The 17,142-nt window shown below is 73.2% G+C and carries 17 protein-coding genes; 14 read left to right on the top strand and 3 right to left on the bottom strand.

Annotation, left to right across the window (positions count from 1 at the left end; translation table 11 throughout):
* Position 1 precedes the first annotated feature (1 nt).
* The 14 genes from pucL to ABZ272_RS01820 all read left to right on the top strand — a co-directional run bounded on the left by pucL (position 2) and on the right by ABZ272_RS01820 (position 14,478).
* Positions 2-868, top strand: a complete 867-nt coding sequence (gene pucL, locus ABZ272_RS01755; protein WP_355047964.1) for a factor-independent urate hydroxylase — start codon at positions 2-4, stop codon at positions 866-868.
* Positions 853-2,244: an 8-oxoguanine deaminase gene (locus ABZ272_RS01760; RefSeq protein WP_355047965.1), complete on the top strand. Its 1,392-nt coding sequence runs from the start codon at positions 853-855 to the stop codon at positions 2,242-2,244. The genes pucL and ABZ272_RS01760 overlap by 16 nt, the downstream gene beginning before the upstream one ends.
* A gap of 41 nt (positions 2,245-2,285) precedes the next feature.
* A complete protein-coding gene (gene aceB / locus ABZ272_RS01765) occupies positions 2,286-3,839 on the top strand; it encodes a malate synthase A (protein WP_355047966.1) in 1,554 nt (517 codons plus the stop codon).
* Positions 3,839-5,011 (top strand): hypothetical protein, encoded by a 1,173-nt coding sequence (locus ABZ272_RS01770; protein ID WP_355047967.1) that lies wholly within the window; start codon positions 3,839-3,841, stop codon positions 5,009-5,011. The genes aceB and ABZ272_RS01770 overlap by 1 nt, the downstream gene beginning before the upstream one ends.
* A complete protein-coding gene (allB, locus tag ABZ272_RS01775; protein ID WP_355047968.1) occupies positions 5,008-6,324 on the top strand; it encodes an allantoinase AllB in 1,317 nt (438 codons plus the stop codon). The genes ABZ272_RS01770 and allB overlap by 4 nt, the downstream gene beginning before the upstream one ends.
* On the top strand, positions 6,321-7,313 hold the full coding sequence (gene alc, locus ABZ272_RS01780; RefSeq protein WP_355047969.1) for an allantoicase: 993 nt from the start codon (positions 6,321-6,323) through the stop codon (positions 7,311-7,313). The genes allB and alc overlap by 4 nt, the downstream gene beginning before the upstream one ends.
* Before the next feature lie 58 nt (positions 7,314-7,371).
* Positions 7,372-8,907: a ricin-type beta-trefoil lectin domain protein gene (locus tag ABZ272_RS01785; RefSeq protein WP_355047970.1), complete on the top strand. Its 1,536-nt coding sequence runs from the start codon at positions 7,372-7,374 to the stop codon at positions 8,905-8,907.
* A gap of 132 nt (positions 8,908-9,039) precedes the next feature.
* A complete protein-coding gene (locus ABZ272_RS01790) occupies positions 9,040-9,327 on the top strand; it encodes a WXG100 family type VII secretion target (RefSeq protein ID WP_355047971.1) in 288 nt (95 codons plus the stop codon).
* Between the two features lie 38 nt (positions 9,328-9,365).
* On the top strand, positions 9,366-9,653 hold the full coding sequence (locus ABZ272_RS01795) for a hypothetical protein (RefSeq protein ID WP_355047972.1): 288 nt from the start codon (positions 9,366-9,368) through the stop codon (positions 9,651-9,653).
* Positions 9,654-9,738: 85 nt separating this feature from the next.
* The gene (locus ABZ272_RS01800; RefSeq protein WP_355047973.1) at positions 9,739-10,425 is read left to right on the top strand and encodes a hypothetical protein; all 687 of its coding nucleotides are present in this window, start codon (positions 9,739-9,741) and stop codon (positions 10,423-10,425) included.
* A gap of 3 nt (positions 10,426-10,428) precedes the next feature.
* On the top strand, positions 10,429-12,960 hold the full coding sequence (locus tag ABZ272_RS01805) for a hypothetical protein (protein ID WP_355047974.1): 2,532 nt from the start codon (positions 10,429-10,431) through the stop codon (positions 12,958-12,960).
* Complete coding sequence (locus tag ABZ272_RS01810; protein ID WP_355047975.1) at positions 12,957-13,709, top strand: hypothetical protein; 753 nt, start codon at positions 12,957-12,959, stop codon at positions 13,707-13,709. Before ABZ272_RS01805 ends, ABZ272_RS01810 begins: the two co-directional genes overlap by 4 nt.
* Positions 13,706-14,161, top strand: a complete 456-nt coding sequence (locus tag ABZ272_RS01815) for a YbaB/EbfC family nucleoid-associated protein (RefSeq protein ID WP_355047976.1) — start codon at positions 13,706-13,708, stop codon at positions 14,159-14,161. Before ABZ272_RS01810 ends, ABZ272_RS01815 begins: the two co-directional genes overlap by 4 nt.
* Positions 14,161-14,478 (top strand): hypothetical protein, encoded by a 318-nt coding sequence (locus ABZ272_RS01820; RefSeq protein ID WP_355047977.1) that lies wholly within the window; start codon positions 14,161-14,163, stop codon positions 14,476-14,478. Before ABZ272_RS01815 ends, ABZ272_RS01820 begins: the two co-directional genes overlap by 1 nt.
* A gap of 67 nt (positions 14,479-14,545) precedes the next feature.
* Here the strand turns inward: ABZ272_RS01820 and ABZ272_RS01825 are convergent, their stop codons facing one another.
* From ABZ272_RS01825 to ABZ272_RS01835, 3 genes are read right to left on the bottom strand one after another with little or no spacing between them, the layout of a single operon-like run.
* Positions 14,546-14,935, bottom strand: coding sequence for a hypothetical protein (locus ABZ272_RS01825; protein ID WP_355047978.1), 390 nt, complete (start codon positions 14,933-14,935; stop codon positions 14,546-14,548).
* Positions 14,936-14,950: 15 nt separating this feature from the next.
* The gene (locus ABZ272_RS01830; protein WP_355047979.1) at positions 14,951-15,391 is read right to left on the bottom strand and encodes a hypothetical protein; all 441 of its coding nucleotides are present in this window, start codon (positions 15,389-15,391) and stop codon (positions 14,951-14,953) included.
* A gap of 60 nt (positions 15,392-15,451) precedes the next feature.
* Positions 15,452-17,101 (bottom strand): hypothetical protein, encoded by a 1,650-nt coding sequence (locus ABZ272_RS01835; RefSeq protein WP_355047980.1) that lies wholly within the window; start codon positions 17,099-17,101, stop codon positions 15,452-15,454.
* Positions 17,102-17,142 lie beyond the last annotated feature (41 nt).

Raw genomic sequence — 17,142 nt, forward strand, 5'->3', positions numbered from 1 at the left:
GTTGGACGTTGTTCTCGGCCCCCACCAGTACGGCAAGGCCGAAGTGCGGCTGGTCCACGTCGTCCGCCACGGCGAACGGCACGACCTGACCGACCTGACGGTCGGCGTCGCGCTCGCCGGCGACCTGGCCGACACCCACCTGACCGGCGACAACAGCAAGGTCCTGCCGACCGACAGCCAGAAGAACACGGTGTACGCCTTCGCCCGCCGCCACGGCGTCGGCGCGATCGAGGACTTCGGGCTGCGCCTGGCACGGCACTTCGTCGAGTCGCAGCCCGCCGTCACCCGGGCGACCGTCGACATCCACGAGCACGCCTGGGGACGCCTGGGCCCGCACTCGTTCGCCCGCTCGGGGGCGGAGACGCGGACGGCGACGGTCACCGTCGACGGGTCGGACGCCGTCGTCGTCTCCGGACTGACCGGGATGGTGCTGATGAACACGACCGACTCGGAGTTCTTCGGCTTCGTGCGGGACGCGTACACGACGTTGCCCGAGGCGCACGACCGGATCCTGGCCACGGCGGTGGACGCCCGCTGGCGACACGCGACGAGCGGGAGCGACGACTGGGCGGTCTCGTTCGATGAGGTACGGCGGCACCTCGTCGAGGCGTTCGTCGACACGCACAGCCTCTCCCTGCAACAGACCCTGCACGCGATGGGGCAGCGGGTACTGGAACACCGGCCGGAGATCACCGAGGTACGGATGTCGCTGCCCAACAAGCACCACTTCCTCGTCGACCTCGCGCCGTTCGGGCTCGACAACCCCAACGAGGTCTTCCACGCCCCCGACCGCCCGTACGGGCTGATCGAGGGCGCCGTGCGTCGCGACGACGCGCCACGGTGGGTCGAGTCGTGGTGGGACGTGTGACCTCGCCCCGGCCAGAGCGCATCGTCATCGAGGGCTGCGCGGTCGCGACGGTCGACGGCACGGGCCGCGAGTACGAGCGCGGTCACCTGATCGTCGAGGGTGGACGGATCATCGCCGTCGGGCCCGGTCCGGCGGCCGCCACGGACGAGGCGGGGCCCGCCCGGCGCGTCGACGGCACCGGCTGCCTCGCCACGCCGGGGCTGGTCAACACCCACCACCACCTGTACCAGTGGGTCACCCGGGGCCTCGCGCAGCAGGCCGACCTGTTCGGCTGGCTCACCGAGCTGTATCCGGTGTGGGCGCGCATCGGCGAGGAGGACGTCTCGGCGGCCGTCGGCGCGGGGCTGGGCTGGCTCGCGCTGTCCGGCTGCACCACGACCACCGACCACCACTACGTGTTCCCGGCGGGGGCCGGCGACCTGTTCGCCGCCGAGGTGGCCGAGGCGGGCCGGGTGGGGCTGCGCTTTCACCCCGTCCGCGGCTCCATGGACCTCGGAGCGTCCGCCGGTGGTCTGCCCCCGGACCACCTCGTGGAGGACACCGACGCCGCGCTGGCCGCGACGGCCGACGCGATCGACCGCTTCTCCGACCCCGCACCGGACGCGATGGTCCGGGTCGCGGTCGGCCCCTGCTCCCCGTTCTCCGCGAGTGAACGGCTGATGCGGGACGCCGCCGCGTTGGCGCGGGACCGGGGCGTCCGACTGCACACCCACCTGGCCGAGACCGTGGACGAGGAGGACTACTGCCGGGCCACGCACGGCTGCGCGCCCGCCGAGTACGCCGAGCGGCTCGGCTGGCTCGGCGACGACGTCTGGCTCGCGCACGGCGTGCACCTGGACGCCGACGCCATCGGGCGGATCGCGGCGACCGGCACGTCGTTGGCGCACTGTCCCAGCTCGAACGCCCGGCTCGGCGCGGGCATCGCTCCCGTGCGGGACCTGCTCGACGCCGGCGCGTCCGTCGGCCTCGGCGTCGACGGCGCCGCCTCCCAGGAGGCCGGACAGCTGGTCGCGGAGGTACGCCAGGCGCTGCTGGTGGCCCGTCTGCGGGGTGGGCCGACCGCCCTGACCGCGCGCGAGGCGCTCACCCTCGCCACCCGTGGCGGCGCCCGCTGCCTCGGCCGCTCCGACGAGATCGGCTCACTGGAGGTCGGCAAGCTGGCCGACGTCGCGCTCTGGCGTCTCGACGGGCTCGGCCATGCCGACATCGCCGATCCGGTCGCCGCCCTCGTCCTCGGCGCGCCGCCGCCGGTGGAGCTGCTGCTCGTCGGCGGTCGACCGGTCGTCGAGGGCGGCCGTCTGACCACCGTCGACGAACGGGACCTGCTCCGGCGAGCCCGACGGGCAGCGGGTCGGCTGCGCGACGCGACCCGGTGACGGCCCACCCGACAGCGAGGACAGGAGTGCACGTGCCGACGATGACCGAACGGGAAATCCTCAGCCCCGAGGCGCTGGAGTTCGTCAGCGAGCTGCACCGGCGCTTCGACGCCCGTCGTGCGGAACTGCTCGCCCGTCGCGCCCGGCGACGCGCGGAGATCGCCCGGACCGGCCGACTCGACTTCCTGACCGAGACGAAGGACATCCGCGAATCCGAGTGGCGGGTGCCCCCGCCGCCACCGGGTCTCGTGGACCGGCGCGTGGAGATCACCGGACCCACCGACCGCAAGATGGCCATCAACGCGCTCAACTCCGGCGCGCAGGTCTGGCTCGCCGACCTGGAGGACGCCAACACGCCGCACTGGGCGAACGTCATGGCCGGGCAGATCAACCTGTACGACGCCGTACGCGCCACGATCACCCACGACGCGCCGGACGGGCGGCACTACGCCCTGCGCGCCGACGGGCCGCTCGCCACCATCGTCGTACGACCACGGGGCTGGCATCTCGACGAGCGTCACGTGCTGGTCGACGGGGTGCCGGCCGCCGGCGCGCTCGTCGACTTCGGCCTGCACGCCTTCCACAACGCGCGGGAGTCGATCGCGCGGGGCGTCGGCCCGTACTACTACCTGCCGAAGCTGGAGAGCCACTCCGAGGCGCGGCTCTGGCACGACGTGTTCGCGTACGCCGAGGACACGCTCGGCATCGGACGCGGCGCGATCCGCGCGACCGTGCTCATCGAGACCATCACGGCGGCGTTCGAGATGGACGAGATCCTGCACGCGCTGGGACCGCACGCCGCCGGGCTCAACGCGGGGCGCTGGGACTACCTGTTCTCCATCATCAAGAACTTCCGCGAGCGCACCGTCCTGCCCGACCGTGCCGCGATCACGATGACCGCGCCGTTCCTGCGCGCGTACACCGATCTGCTCGTCGCGACCTGTCACCGCCGCGGCGCGGTCGCGATCGGCGGCATGTCGGCCTTCGTGCCCGGCGGTGACGCGCAGCGGAACGCGGCGGCCTTCGCGCAGGTCCGCGCGGACAAGGAGCGCGAGGCGAACGACGGCTTCGACGGCTCCTGGGTGGCCCACCCGGCGCTGGTGCCGGTCTGCCGCGAGGTCTTCGACGGCGTCCTCGGGCAGCGGGACAACCAACTGGACCGCACGCGCGACGACGTGCGGGTGGCCGCCGACCGGCTGCTCGACTTCACGGTCGCGGGCGGCGAGGTCACCTCGGCCGGACTGCGGACCAACGTCTCGGTCGCGCTGCGCTACCTGGAGGCCTGGCTCCGGGGCGTCGGGGCCGTCGCCATCAACAACCTCATGGAGGACGCGGCCACCGCCGAGATCTCCCGCGCCCAGGTCTGGCAGTGGGCGCACCAGGGTGTCCCGCTGGCCGACACCGGCGAGACGGTCTCCGCGGACCTCGTCCGACGCGTCGTGGGGGAGGAGCTGGCCGGAATCCGGCACGCCGTGGGGGAGACCGCCTACGCGGCCGGACGGTGGCCGGACGCCCGTGCCCTCGTCGAGCGGGGCGCGCTGGACGACGAGTTCGTCGACTTCCTCACGGTGCCCGCGTACGAGGTCGTCGACTGATGGGCCGCCGACTGCACGAGCGGACCGGCCTCGAACTGGACCGCCGGCTCGCGCCGGTCGACGAGGCGCTACGGCGGCGCTACCCGGGTGCGGCCCCCGGCCGGCAGCCGGTGCACACCGTGTACGTCCCGGCGGACCGGTACACCCCGGACCTGTGTCGGCGGTGGGGCGAGCAGGCGCTCGACACGTTGAACGGGTGCCCACCCCTGCCGTTCGGAGTGGAGCTGCGCGACCGCGTGCTGGCGAAGCTGTCCAGCGAGCCCATCGAGGATCTCCGTCTCGACTTCGAGGACGGTTACGGCGTACGCGACGACGACGAGGAGGACGAGACCGCCCGCGTCGCCGCGACGGCGCTGCGGGACGGCCCGCGCCCCGCGTTCGTCGGGTTGCGCTGCAAGAGCCTCGACCCCGACACCCGGGACCGGGCGATCCGTACCCTCGACGTGTTCCTCGACGCGCTCGGTCCACCCCCACCCGGCTTCGTCGTCACCCTGCCGAAGGTCCGGGCCGTCGAGCAGGTCGCGGCGATGTCCCTGCTGTGCGCGGCGCTGGAGGCGGCGTACGCGCTGCCGGCCGCGAGCCTGCGCTTCGAGCTGCAGATCGAGACCCCGGAGGCGGTGCTGGGCGCGGACGGCACCGCCACCGTCGCCCGCATGATCACCGCCGCCCAGGGCCGGTGCGTCGGGCTGCACTACGGCACCTACGACTACAGCGCCGCCTGCGGCGTCGCGGCCGCCCACCAGTCGCTCGACCATCCCGTCGCCGACCACGCCAAGGCCGTCATGCAGGCGGCGGCGGCCGGCACCGGCGTACGCCTCAGCGACGGCTCGTCGAACGTGCTCCCGGTCGGCGACGCGACGGCCGTACACCGGGCCTGGCGGCTGCACACGAGCCTGGTCCGGCGGTCCCTCGCGCGGGGCTTCTACCAGGGTTGGGACCTGCATCCCGCGCAGTTGCCCACCCGGTACGCCGCCACCTACGCCTTCTTCCGCGAGAGCCGCGCGGCCACCGTGGAACGCCTCACGGCGTACCTGGACCGCCGGGCCGGTGGCGTGCTGGACGAACCGGCGACCGCACACGCGCTCGCGGGGTTCCTGCGCCGTGGGCTCGACTGCGGCGCGCTCGACCCGGACGAGGTCGTCGTCGACCGAGCCACCCTGGAGGCGCTGTGAGCTACGACCTCGTCCTGCGCTCGACGCGGGTCGTCACCCCGCAGGGTGAGCGGCCAGCGACGGTCTGCGTCACCGACGGACGCATCGAGGCGGTGACCGACCACTCCGCCGTACCCGACGGGCCGCTCACCGACCTCGGCGACCTGGCCCTGCTGCCCGGCCTCGTCGACACACACGTGCACGTCAACGAACCCGGGCGTACCGAATGGGAGGGCTTCGCCTCGGCCACCCGCGCCGCGATAGCCGGCGGCGTGACGACCATCGTCGACATGCCGCTCAACTCCCTCCCGCCGACCGTGTCGGTGCCGGCCCTCGACGTGAAGCGCCGCGCCGCCGACGGCAGAGTCCACGCGGACGTCGGATTCTGGGGTGGGGCCGTACCCGGCAACGCCGGAGACCTCGCGGCGCTGCACCACGCGGGTGTCCTCGGCTTCAAGTGCTTCCTCGTCGACTCCGGCGTGCCGGAGTTCCCACCGCTGGACCCACCGGCGCTCGACGAGGCCCTGCGCGCGGTCGACGCCCTGTTCATCGTGCACGCCGAGGACCCGGACGCCGTGCGCGCCGCACCGCCGTCGCGCCGGTACGCCGACTTCGTGGCGTCCCGACCACCGAACGCCGAAACGGAGGCCATCGCCCAGGTGCTGGACGCGGCCGGCCGCGCCGCCGCGCGCGTCCACATCCTGCACCTGTCGTCGGCCGACGCCCTGCCGCTGATCGCCGCCGCCCGAGGCGCCGGTGTCAGCGTCACCGTCGAGACCTGCCCCCACTACCTCTGCCTCACCGCCGAGGAGGTGCCCGACGGCGCCACCGAGTACAAGTGCTGCCCGCCGATCCGCGACCGCGTCAACCAGGACCGGCTCTGGGCGGGCCTCGTCGCCGGCGTCATCGACTGTGTGGTCTCGGACCACTCGCCCAGCACGCCGACGCTGAAGAGACCGCCGAGCGGTGACTTCGCCGCCGCGTGGGGTGGCATCTCGTCGTTGCAGATCGGGCTGCCGGCGATGTGGAGCGCTGCCCGGCGGCGCGGGTACCGGTTGGTGGACGTCGTCCGCTGGATGGCGCAGCGACCCGCCGAGATCGCCGGACTGGGCGCCAAGGGGCGCATCGCTCCCGGTTTCGACGCCGACCTCGTCGCCTTCGCGCCGGACGAGCCGTTCGTGGTCGACCCGACCGCGCTGCGGCACCGCCACCCCGTCACCCCGTACGCCTGGCGGACGCTGCACGGCGTCGTACGCGACGTGTGGCTGCGTGGCCAGCCGGTCTCGCCGGACGGACCGCCACGGGGACGCCTCATCTCCCGGAGCAGCCGATGACCACGCTTCCCGACCTCGCCTCCCGGGCGCTGTCCGGTGGCGTCGTCCACGCCAACGACGAGTTCTTCGCCCCCGCCGACCACCTCGTCGACCCGAAGCCGCCGACGTTCACCCCGGCCACGTTCGGGGCCAAGGGCCAGGTGTACGAGGGGTGGGAGACCCGCCGTCGGCGTACCCCCGGGCACGACCACGCCATCGTGCGGCTCGGCGTACCCGGGATCGTGCACACGGTCGTCGTGGACACCAGCCACTTCACCGGCAACTACCCGCCGTACGCGGCCGTCGACGCCTGCCGCCTGGACGGGCATCCGGCACCCGGGGACCTCGCCGAGGCGACCTGGACGCCCCTGGTGCCCCGGGTGGCGCTCGCCGGCGACACCCGCAACGTCTTCTCCGTCGAACCGGGTCACCGGGTCACCCACGTACGGCTGTCGATCTTCCCGGACGGCGGTGTCGCCCGGCTGCGGGTGCACGGCGAGGCCACCCCCGACCCCCGGTTCCTCACCGGCGGCCTGGTCGACCTGGCGGCCCTGGAACACGGGGGCCTCGTGGTGGGATGCAGCGACATGTTCTACGGCACGCCCCACAACCTGATCGCCCCCGGCCGGGCACGCACGATGGGGGAGGGCTGGGAGACGGCCCGCCGACGCGACGACGGCAATGACTGGGTCCTGCTGCGCCTCGCCGCACCCGGCGTCGTCCGCCTCGTCGAGCTGGACACCAGCCACTTCAAGGGCAACGCGCCCGGGGCGGCGGCGGTCCGCGGGTGCGCCACCGACCCGGACGACCCGGACGGCTGGTTCGACCTGCTGCCGGTGACCCGCCTGCAACCCGACACCCGGCACCGCTTCCTGGTCGCCGATGCGGACGCCGTCACCTGGGTACGCCTCGACGCGTACCCGGACGGTGGAATGGCCCGGCTGCGGGTCCTGGGGGAAATCACCCCGGCCGGCCTGGCTACCCTGCGAAGGCGGTGGTCGTCGGCGTGAACCTGGCGTCCGCGGATCTCGTTGCAGGTGCGTGGCGTCGTCGTCGGGAGGACGGAACGTGCGGGCTCGTGGGACGTCTCTGCGCGGTCGTGGCTGGGTCGCCGGCCTGGTCGCGGTCGGTGTCGCCGCCGCCATCGGCATCGGGGTGACCGCGTACGCGCGTCAGGACGAGATGGTCGGACGGTCGCTGTCCGACGACCAGATGTCCGCCGTGCTGTCGGCGGGGCACGCCTGCCCGATGATCTCCTCGGCCCGGATCGCCGGGCAGCTCATGGCCGAGTCCGGCGTGGACGCGAACGCCACGCGCACGGTCTCCGGTGGCAGCGGCCTGACCGGCCTCGACGACGAACAGTGGCAACGCTGGGTGCCCTGGCCAGGCGCGCAGCGCACCGACCCGGGCGCCGCCGTGGCCGCGCTGTCACACCTCATGTGCCAGCTCGGCGGTGAGATCCGGCAGGCCGGCGTCAAGGGCGACCCGTGGCGGCTGTCGCTGGCCGGCTTCCGAGCCGGCGTCCCGGCGGTGACCAGGGCCGGCCGGGTCCCCGACTCGGCAGGCGAGTACGTCGACCAGGCGGCTGGCTACGCCACCTACTACCAGGGCCTGCCGCACTTCGCGGACGCCGGCGAGCTGACCCTCACCGCCGGGGCGGCCCCGGACGCCGTACCCCTGCCCGAAGCGCTCGCGCCGGTCATCGCCGCCGCCGGCCGGCGCTGCCCGCAGGTCCCCGCCGCCGCGCTCGCCGGTCAGATGATGGCCGTGTCCGGGTTCCGGGCGGACGGACCGGGCGGCGTCGCCGGGGTGCCGCCGGAGCTGTGGCAGCGGTACGCGCCCGCCGACGCCTCGCCGTCGAAGGCCGAGGACGCGGTCGGCGTGCTCGCTCTCGCGATGTGCCGACTGGCGAAGGAGCTGGCCGGGCTGCCGGGCGACCCGTACCTGCTCGCGCTCGCCGCGTGGCGGGCCGGCGAGGACACCGTCCGACGCGCCGGGGGCGTACCGGACGCGACGACGCTGTCCTTCCTGGACCAGGTCCGTCGGTACACCGACTACTACCGGCTCGACACCCGGCTCGGTGTCGTGCCGGTGGCCGCGCCGTCGCCGTCCGCCCCGGTAGCCCCGTCGAAGTCCCCGGCCGTCACCCCGACACGGCGGGCGAGCGCGCCGCCTTCTCCGACCCGCAAGCCGGCGGCACCCAAGCCCACGCCGAGCAGCAAGCCGTCCGGAACGATGTTCGCGCACGAGCGGTCCGGCCAGTGCCTGGACGCGGGTGCTGCCACCGACCTGCTCGCCTCCCGGATCCAGCCGTGTGACCCGTACAAGGTGTCGCAGCGATGGAACGTGCGGTCGGACGGCACGATCCGGTCCGCCCGCAGCGGGCTCTGCCTCGACGTCAACGACAGCGGCGTCACCGACGGCACCCTCGTGCAGACCGCCACCTGCAACGGTGCCGACACCCAGCGCTGGACCCTCCGCGACGACGCCCTGATCAGCCCGGTGAACGGCGGTATGTGCGTGGACATCGGCTGGGACCTGGCGACCACGGCCATCTGGACCTGCAACTACGACGCCGACCAGACCTGGCGGCCGACCACCTGATCCGGTCTCCTGGATCCGGGTGAGGGAAATCCCCGCAGAACGGCTCGCGAGCCTCCCGAGCGGTCCCGCGCCCGGCTGCCGGCTGGTTGTCTACCGGTGCCAACGATCACCGGCGCACAGGAGGCAGCCAGCATGGCGATCACCGACATCACCCCGGACGACGTCGAGGCGGCGGCCGACAACCACCAGGCCGCGGAGGAGGACCTCGACAAGCAGCGTCGGGGTCTCGACGACACCGTCAACGCCCTCTACGCGGCCAACTCCGGCGCGCTCATGGAGACGCTGAACAAGGTCCAGGACGAGTGGAGCACGGACATGATCGGGATCCTCAAGCTTCTCGACGACTGCGAGCAGTTTCTGCGTGAGTGCAAGACGGAACTGGAACGGCTCAACCAGGAGCAGGGCAGTTCCCTCTCCTGATCGCCGTCCCCCACCAAGACCGAGAAGGAGCATCCGCCGTGACGGATCCGGGTTACATCAAGTACGACTACGACTCCATGGACGTCGCGTACGACGAGATGAAGCGCATCAGCGACAACGTGATCGCCCAGTTGGACGTCCTCGAGCAGGAGGCGAAGAGGGTTCTCGCCTTCAACGGTGAGTACGTCGCCGCCTACGACCTGAAGGCCCAGAAGGTCCGGGACGGGATCACCACGCTGAACGACGTCACGCTCGCGCGAAGCAAGGAACTGGCCGACAACTTCGCCGACTACCAGTCCACCGACAAGAAGCTCGGCGCCCGATAAGACGCGGGGGCGGCGGGAGTTGCTGCGCCGCCGCCCGCACCGCGCGACGCAACGCACACCTCGGCCCGGAAAGGAGCAGTGAGCAATGGCCAGCTCGGACAGCACCGAGATCGACCTCGCCGCGTTGCGCGACGCGGCGAGACAGATCGAGGACCTCATGACCGACGGCAGCATGACGATCTTCGAGACGGCGGCGGACACCAGCACGCTGGAGGCCGGCAAGCTCGACGCCGCCCAGTGGCTCGAGGCCATGGTCGCCGACCGCGGGGCCGGCCTGCGGCAGCACGCCCTCGACCTGCAGGCGTCCTTCGAGGCGCTCGGCACCAGGCTGCGCACCATCGCCGACATCTTCGAGCAGCAGGACCAGGCCAACGCCGACTCGCTCCAGGGCAAGGCCGTCGACGAGATCGACACCTGGACCGCATCGGTCGGCGGCCTCACCATCCCGCCCGCCGACGGCGAGGAGACGTACGACACCGGCGACAACGTCAACCGCGACGGCGCGCGCCTCGGCTTCGAGGTCGACCCGATGACGGGTGAGGCGAGGAAGGCCGACGACGGCAGCATCGAGGTCACCCTGCCGGCGCCGGAGGACCTGAACGTCACCGTCTTCCCGGACACCTCCATCACCCCGCAAGTGCTCTTCACCGACACCGACGTCGTCGACTACGACTACGAGGGCGGGTTCTTCACCGACGGCACCAACAACCAGTCGGTGCCAACGAGCACGAGCGTCACCGCGAACGTCACGCCCGAGGACGACGAGAAGTAGGCCATGCCCGAGGATTCGGTCGGCTCACTCCAGACGCCCGCCCCCCGTGGGCAGACGTTCGCCTCGCTGCACGTGTGGACGGACCTGCAGCCGTACGTCAGCGAACTGGTGGACAACACGGCGGAGACCGGCAACGCCTGGCACGACGCGGGGGCCGCCTTCGAGAAGGCCACGGCCGAACTCGCCCGCATCAACGACGAGTTCGACCGGATCAAGACGGCACTGGACCCGGGATTCGTCGGCCAGGCGGGTGACGCCTTCCAGGAGCGGACGACGGAGCTGCTCAACCACAGCCGCGCCGTGCACGACCGGCTGGAGGGGTACGGAAAGCTCGTCGGCGACGTCGGGCACGACATCAAGGTGTTCGCCACCGCCTTCTGGGAGGCGGTGGAGACGTTCCACCAGCTCACCGACCAGCAGGAGGAGCTGTTCGAGCAGGCCGTGTACAACGCGTACAACGAGGTCGAGCTGTCCCCGCCGGCGGACATGTTGCAGAAGGCCCGCGACGCGGCGTACCAGATGGTCGAGCAGAACATCATGATGCCGCACATGCGGCAGCTGCTGATGACGCTCAGCGACAAGTACGTCATCAAGGGTGAGGCGCTGGACCCGCTGGAGATCACTCCGCCGAACGTGTTCACCAGCTCGGCGGACGACTCGTCCTCGTCAAACGGGGACGACGACGATTCCTCGTCAAACGGGGACGACGACGATTCCTCGTCGAACCAGGACGACGACGATTCCTCGTCGAACCAGGACGACGACGATTCCTCGTCGAACCAGGACGACGACGATTCCTCGTCCAACCAGGATGATGACGACTCGTCGGTGTCGGACGACTCCGACTCGTCGTCGGACCGGGACGAGCGGGACGAGGCCGAGGACCGGGCGAACGACGCGATCGACAACCTCCAGGACGCCGCACCGGACGGCAGCACGGGCGGGTCGACCGGCGGCTCGTCCGGCGGGGGCCTCGGCGACGGCACGCTGAACAGTGACGGCTCCGGGTCCGGCGGCGGCGACGGCTCCGGGTCCGGTGGCGGCGACGGTGCCGTCGAGCGGCAGGCGGCCCTCCAGGATGCGCAGAACGCGGCCAACGACGCCATCGACAGCCTCTCGAACCCGGCTGGCGGTACCTCCGGCAGCGGTGGGGCGCCGAGCGGGGAGACCTCCGGCGCGGGTGCGGGCGGCGGCATGCCGGGCATGGGCAGCGGCGGCAGCCCCGGGTCCGGCAGCTCGGGCGGCGGCAAGGGCAGCGGCGGGGGCAAGGGCAGCGGGAGCGGCCCGGGCAGCGGCAGCAGCCCCGGCAGTGGCGGTGGTAGTCCCGGCGGCGGCATGCCCGGCGGCGGGTCGAGCAGTCCGGGTGGCGGCAAGGGCAGCACCGGCGGCGCCGAGCAGGCACGGCAGAAGGCACTGGACGACGCGCAGAAGGCGGCAAACGACGCGATCGAGGGCTTGCAGTCGGCCGGCGGTGGCATGCCGGGCGGCGGCTCCTCGGGAGGCGGCCTGCCGACCGAGTCGTCCGGCCCGTCCAGCGGCTCCGGCAGCGGCACCGGGCCCGGCGCGGGCGGTGGACAGCCGTCCGAGGCGGCCCGGCAGCAGGCACTGAACGACGCCAAGAAGGCCGCCGACGACGCCATCGCGGACCTGTCGGGCAAGTCCGGCGCGGGTGGCGCCGAGCGTCAGCAGGCGCTCGACGACGCCCGGCAGGCCGCGGACAAGGCCATCGAGGACCTGCTGGGCAAGGGCGATGCCAGCACTCCCGGTGAGGCCCTGCAGGATGCCCGGGAGGCGGCCACCGACGCCATCGACGATCTGTTGGAGGAGAACGAGGCCAGTGACGCCGATCCCGAGTCCAAGGAGCAGCGTCGCGAGGCGCTCGAGGACGCCCGGGACGCGCTCGACGACTCCCTCGAGGAGATGGCCCGGTCGGCGGACACCACGGATCCCCAGGACGCCCTGCACGACGACGCCGTCCGCGAGGCCCGGGAGGCGGTCGACGCCGCGATCGACGACCTGGTCGCGGACGCCGAGGCGCAGCCGGGGGAGAGCGCCGAGGAGAAGACCCGGATCGAGGCGCTCCAGGACGCCCGCGAGAGCGCGACCGAGGCTCTCGACGACCTGATCGAGGAGAACGGCGTCCACACCGGGGACGGCCGGCCGACCAGCCTCGCCGACTTCCTGCGGGGGACCGGTTCGGGCGGCGGCACGGGCTCGACGGGCGGGATCGGCTCCGCCGGTGGCGGTGGCGGTGGCGGTGGCTCGGCGGGCAGTGCGGGCGGTGTCGGTACCGCCGGCGGCCCGCTCACCGACCTCCGACCCGCCGTCCCGGTCGCGCAGGCCGGCCCGGCGGGCCCGGGGGCCGTCGACCCGTCCGCCGGGCAGGGCATGCCGATGATGCCGCCGATGGGTCAGGGCCACGGGCAGCAACCGCCACGCGACCGGGAACGCAGCATCTGGCTGGAGGGCGACGACGAGGCCTGGCAGGAGAACAGCGACGGGGCTTCCGCCGAGGCGATCGGACGGCCGTCGTGACCGTCGCGTTGCTCCAGGAGGCGGCGGCCCGGCTGAGCCGTACGCCGCCCGCGACGCTCTACGCCGCCGCGGACCGCTTCGAGGAGCGTCGGCAGACCTTCGCGGAACTCGCCGACCGGTACCGTCGTGCCCTGCGCGACGCCGACGAGGCCTTCCGGACCACCGGCTCGTCGTCGGTGCCGTCGTCATCCGCCCACGTCGCGGCCGTGCTCGACCAGCTCGCCGCGACCGACTTCGCGAGCGCGCTGCGCCGGGCCGGCGACTCGCTGGCCGACGCCCGCGACCGGCTGGGCGACCTCGCGGCCCGCCAGGCCGCGGATCCACAGACGCGACCCGACGGGTACGACGTGCAGGGCCAGGTCGTCCTCACGTCCACCGGGGCGGCGCTCCTGCGGGCCGGGCTGGACCTGCCGCCGCCACCTCCGGTCACCGCGACCGGGCGGGAGCTGGCCGGGTCGGCGCCTCCCGGCGTCGAGTTGTTCGCCGGCGACCTCGACCCCGACCGGGACGTCCCACCCAGCCCGCCCGGTGCCGCGTCGCCCGGCGCGGGCTCACCCATGATGCCGATGATGCCGATGGGCGGGATGGGCATGGGCATGGGCGCGGTCGGCGCGCAACAGCGCGAGCGGCGGGTGGTCGTTCCCGCGCCGGTCGACCCCGGCCCCTGGGCCGAATCGTCCGACGGTTGGGGAACCCCCGGACGCGCTCGGACTTCGACACCCGTACGTCCCGAGAGGAGCCCGTCATGACCGACCAGCGACCATCCGGTGACACCGCCGCCGGATTCGAGGCCGCCCTGCAGACCCTCGCCGAGGAACGGGAACGCCTGGGACGCGTGCACGAGCGGATGGCCCAGGGCACGACGACCACCTCCAAGGACCGGATGCTGTCGGTCGCCGTGAACGCCCGCGGGGAGATCCTCAAGCTGACGTTCCACAACGCCCGGTACCGCCAGATGGCCCCGGCCGAGCTGGCCGCGCTCGTCACCGAGACGATCGCGGCGGCCCGCGCCGAGTCCCTGACCCAGCTCACCGACGTCGCCGGCGACGAGGTGCTGCCCGGCATCTCGTTCCAGGATCTGGCCGGCGGCCGGGTCGACCTGGACCGGATGGTGAGCAGCTTCCTCAGCGCCTCCCTCGACGTCCTGCCGCCGGGCGCGGTGTCCCCGGCCGACCAGGCACGGCTGCGGGGGGACAACTGATGTCCGAGATCACCTCCGCGGACATTCCCGGTGTGCACGGCGTGGCCGACCGGCTCGGGGCCGGCGGCGACCGACTCGGCGAGGCGCTCAGGGCGTTGCAGCGGGACCTCGATGCCGTCTACGGGTGCTGGGGCGACGACGACGCGGGCAAGTCGTTCGCCAACAACTACGTCGGGACCGCCGAACAGCAGCTCGCCGACATCGCCACGACGGTCGCGACCCTCGGTGGGGTCGCCGACAACCTGCACGTGATCGCCGACGCGTTCCAGCAACTCGATGCGCAGGGCGGCGGCTCGCTGGAGTTGACCAGCGAGTAGGAGAGGGCACGGAGGATTCGATGGCGGAGGATTCCGGGCCCGGGGTCGTCGAGCTTCCCCCCGACCTTCAGCGGCTGCTGAAGGTCGTGGTCGGCATGGAGTGGCCCGAGGGCAACGAGGCGATGTTGCGGCGCATGCACGGGCTGTGGAGCGACCACGGTGTCGTCCTGCGTGCACTGCGCGAGGACATGCCCGGACAGGCCCGTTCGCTCGGCGACTCGATGACCGGGTCGGCCGCCACCACGTACACCGATCTCGTCCGCTCCGACCTCCCCGCCATCCTCGACGCCCTCGCCAGCGTCACCGACGAACTCGCCAAGACCTCGATGAACGCCGCCGCGGACATCCAGAAGACCAAGGTCACGATCATCGTGCAGCTGATCGTGTTGGCGGCGTCCATCGCCTGGCTGCTGGCCACCCTCTTCGGCGCGCTCTTCATCCCGGTGGTGGTGGCCACCGCGCGCGGCATCCTCTACGCGATCCTGCGTACGCTGGTCACGGAACTGGCCGCCGAGTTCGCTCTCGGCTTCGGCGTGGACCTCGCCACCCAGCTCGCCCAGATCGCCCGCGGCCTGCGCATCGGCGGCCTGGACACCCAGTCGCTGCTGGTGTCCGGCGTCGGCAGCGTGATCGGTGGCGTCGCCGCCGGAGCGGGCCGCCTCGTCGCCGGCGAGGCCGCCCGACACCTGGCCAACGCGTGGACGAGCACCACGCAGAGCATCACCGGGAACGGGATGCGCGAGATCAGGGACATCCAGTTCAAGGGCGCGTACGCCGCCATCTCCGCGACCGCCCAGGGTGCCGGCGGGGCCATCGCGGACGCCAGCACCGGCGCGATCTTCGGGCAGGCGTTCAACTGGGGCTCGGTGACCGCCGCGACGATCGGCGGCGCGTCCGAGGGCGGACCGTCCAACGGCAGTCACGGCGGCAGCGTGGGCGAGGTGACCGTGCCGGACGTGGACGGCCTGCCCACCTACGCCGAGGCGGTCGGCGACGCCGACGACAAGCCCGGCGTCGAGGAGAAGCCCGGTCTCGACGAGAAACCCGACGCGAACGCCCTGTCGACCGGAACCGGCGGGGAGAAGGCGGGAGATACTGCTGCCGACCGGTCCACCTCGGACGCCGCGCCGCAGGCGGATGCGTCCGGCTCCGCTCCCGGGCCAGCGTCGCCGGGCACGTCCACCGCCGCTCCGATCACCGCCGCTCGCGGGGGCGCGGCATCCTCGACCAGCCCGGCGGCGGCAAGCACAGGACCCACCTCGGCCTCGGCTGCCCCGTCGTCGGCGTCCTCCGAGCCGACGTCCGCAACGTCGGCCCCGGGTTCGCCCTCCCCGGCATCGGCGGGGTCCGCATCGGCCTCGGCCTCCGGATCGTCCACGTCGGCCTCCTCGGCTCCGGCGTCTGCGTCGTCGGCCTCGGCACCGTCGGCCTCGGCTCCGGCCACTGCTGCATCGCCCTCTTCTGCCTCGGCTTCATCGGCCTCGGCCGGATCGCCGGCAGGCGGCGTCGGGGCCGGTTCTGCTGCCTCCACGTCGGGGCCGGGAGTCTCATCCGGTACGAGCGCCGGGTCGGGCGGTCCGGCGGGTGCCGCTCCGGTGGCCGCCACCGGAGGCGGCAGCGTGGCGGGAGCATCCACGTCCGGGACGACCGCCGGCAGTACGCCGGTGACCACGGTCGGCGGACCCGCTGGCGCCGCTGCCACCGCCACTGGTTCGACGCCGCGCACCACCTCGTCGCCACCCGCCGGTACGTCAACCGTCGCGGGTGGTCCGGCGGGTGCGGCCAACTCCGCCACGGCGGCGCCTACCGCCACGACGGCGGCCGGTGGCAGCCCGACGGCTACGACGACGACACCCGCCTCGACCACCGCTTCGTCTCCGGCCGCGTCCGCCGCCACCGCGAGCGCCACGCCGATCTCGTCGACCAGTTCGCCGTCGACGGGACCGACGCCGTCGACGGGACCGACGCCGTCGACACCCGCCTCCGGTGCGTCGGTCGCCGCGCCCGCCTCGGGTACGTCGACCGCCGCCTCGACGCCGACGTCGCCCCCTCCACAGTCGACGTCGGCGCCAGTTGCTCCCCAGCCGACTGTGGCATCCGCGCCGACAGCCACGGCAGCCCCGCCGGTGGCACCGGCCGCCACCTCGACGTCCGCCTCGACGTCGACGTCGGCGGCGACTTCAGCGCCGGCCCCGACATCAGCCCCGACATCGCCCGCCGCCCCGACGCCTGCCTCCACTTTGCCCACGACGGGGACTCCACCTGCCCCTACGCCACCGCCCGTGCCCACGACGACGTCCCCACCCGGAACCGCGACGCCGCCGCCCACGGCCACCACCGCGACGCCAACCGCGCCCGGAACCTCGACTACCCCGCCCCTCGCGCCGGCGACATCAACCACGACGCCGAGCCCCATGTCGACCGGGACACCAACGACGACGCCGAGCCCCACGACCGGGACGCCGTCCCCGACCGCGACGCCGTCCCCGACTGCGACGCCGAGCCCCACGTCGACGGCGACGTCAGCCTTGACGCCGACGCCGGCTTCGACCGCCTCGCCGTCCACGTCGTCGACCGCCGTCGGGGACGCCGCGGCGGGCAGGCCGGTACCGGTCGTCTCCACCCCCGATCCCGCATCGAGTGCCCGGCAGCACTCGCACACCA

The organism is Micromonospora sp. NPDC005979 (assembly GCF_040614415.1).
In the GTDB taxonomy this organism is placed as follows: Bacteria; Actinomycetota; Actinomycetes; order Mycobacteriales; family Micromonosporaceae; genus Micromonospora.

Excerpts from the sequence above, each read along its gene's own strand:
- ABZ272_RS01790 (WP_355047971.1), top strand. The coding sequence starts at position 9,040 with ATGGCGATCACCGACATCACCCCGGACGACGTCGAGGCGGCGGCCGAC.
- ABZ272_RS01805 (WP_355047974.1), top strand. The coding sequence starts at position 10,429 with ATGCCCGAGGATTCGGTCGGCTCACTCCAGACGCCCGCCCCCCGTGGG.
- aceB (WP_355047966.1), top strand. The coding sequence starts at position 2,286 with ATGACCGAACGGGAAATCCTCAGCCCCGAGGCGCTGGAGTTCGTCAGC.
- ABZ272_RS01820 (WP_355047977.1), top strand. The coding sequence starts at position 14,161 with ATGTCCGAGATCACCTCCGCGGACATTCCCGGTGTGCACGGCGTGGCC.
- ABZ272_RS01800 (WP_355047973.1), top strand. The coding sequence starts at position 9,739 with ATGGCCAGCTCGGACAGCACCGAGATCGACCTCGCCGCGTTGCGCGAC.
- ABZ272_RS01815 (WP_355047976.1), top strand. The coding sequence starts at position 13,706 with ATGACCGACCAGCGACCATCCGGTGACACCGCCGCCGGATTCGAGGCC.
- alc (WP_355047969.1), top strand. The coding sequence starts at position 6,321 with ATGACCACGCTTCCCGACCTCGCCTCCCGGGCGCTGTCCGGTGGCGTC.
- ABZ272_RS01770 (WP_355047967.1), top strand. The coding sequence starts at position 3,839 with ATGGGCCGCCGACTGCACGAGCGGACCGGCCTCGAACTGGACCGCCGG.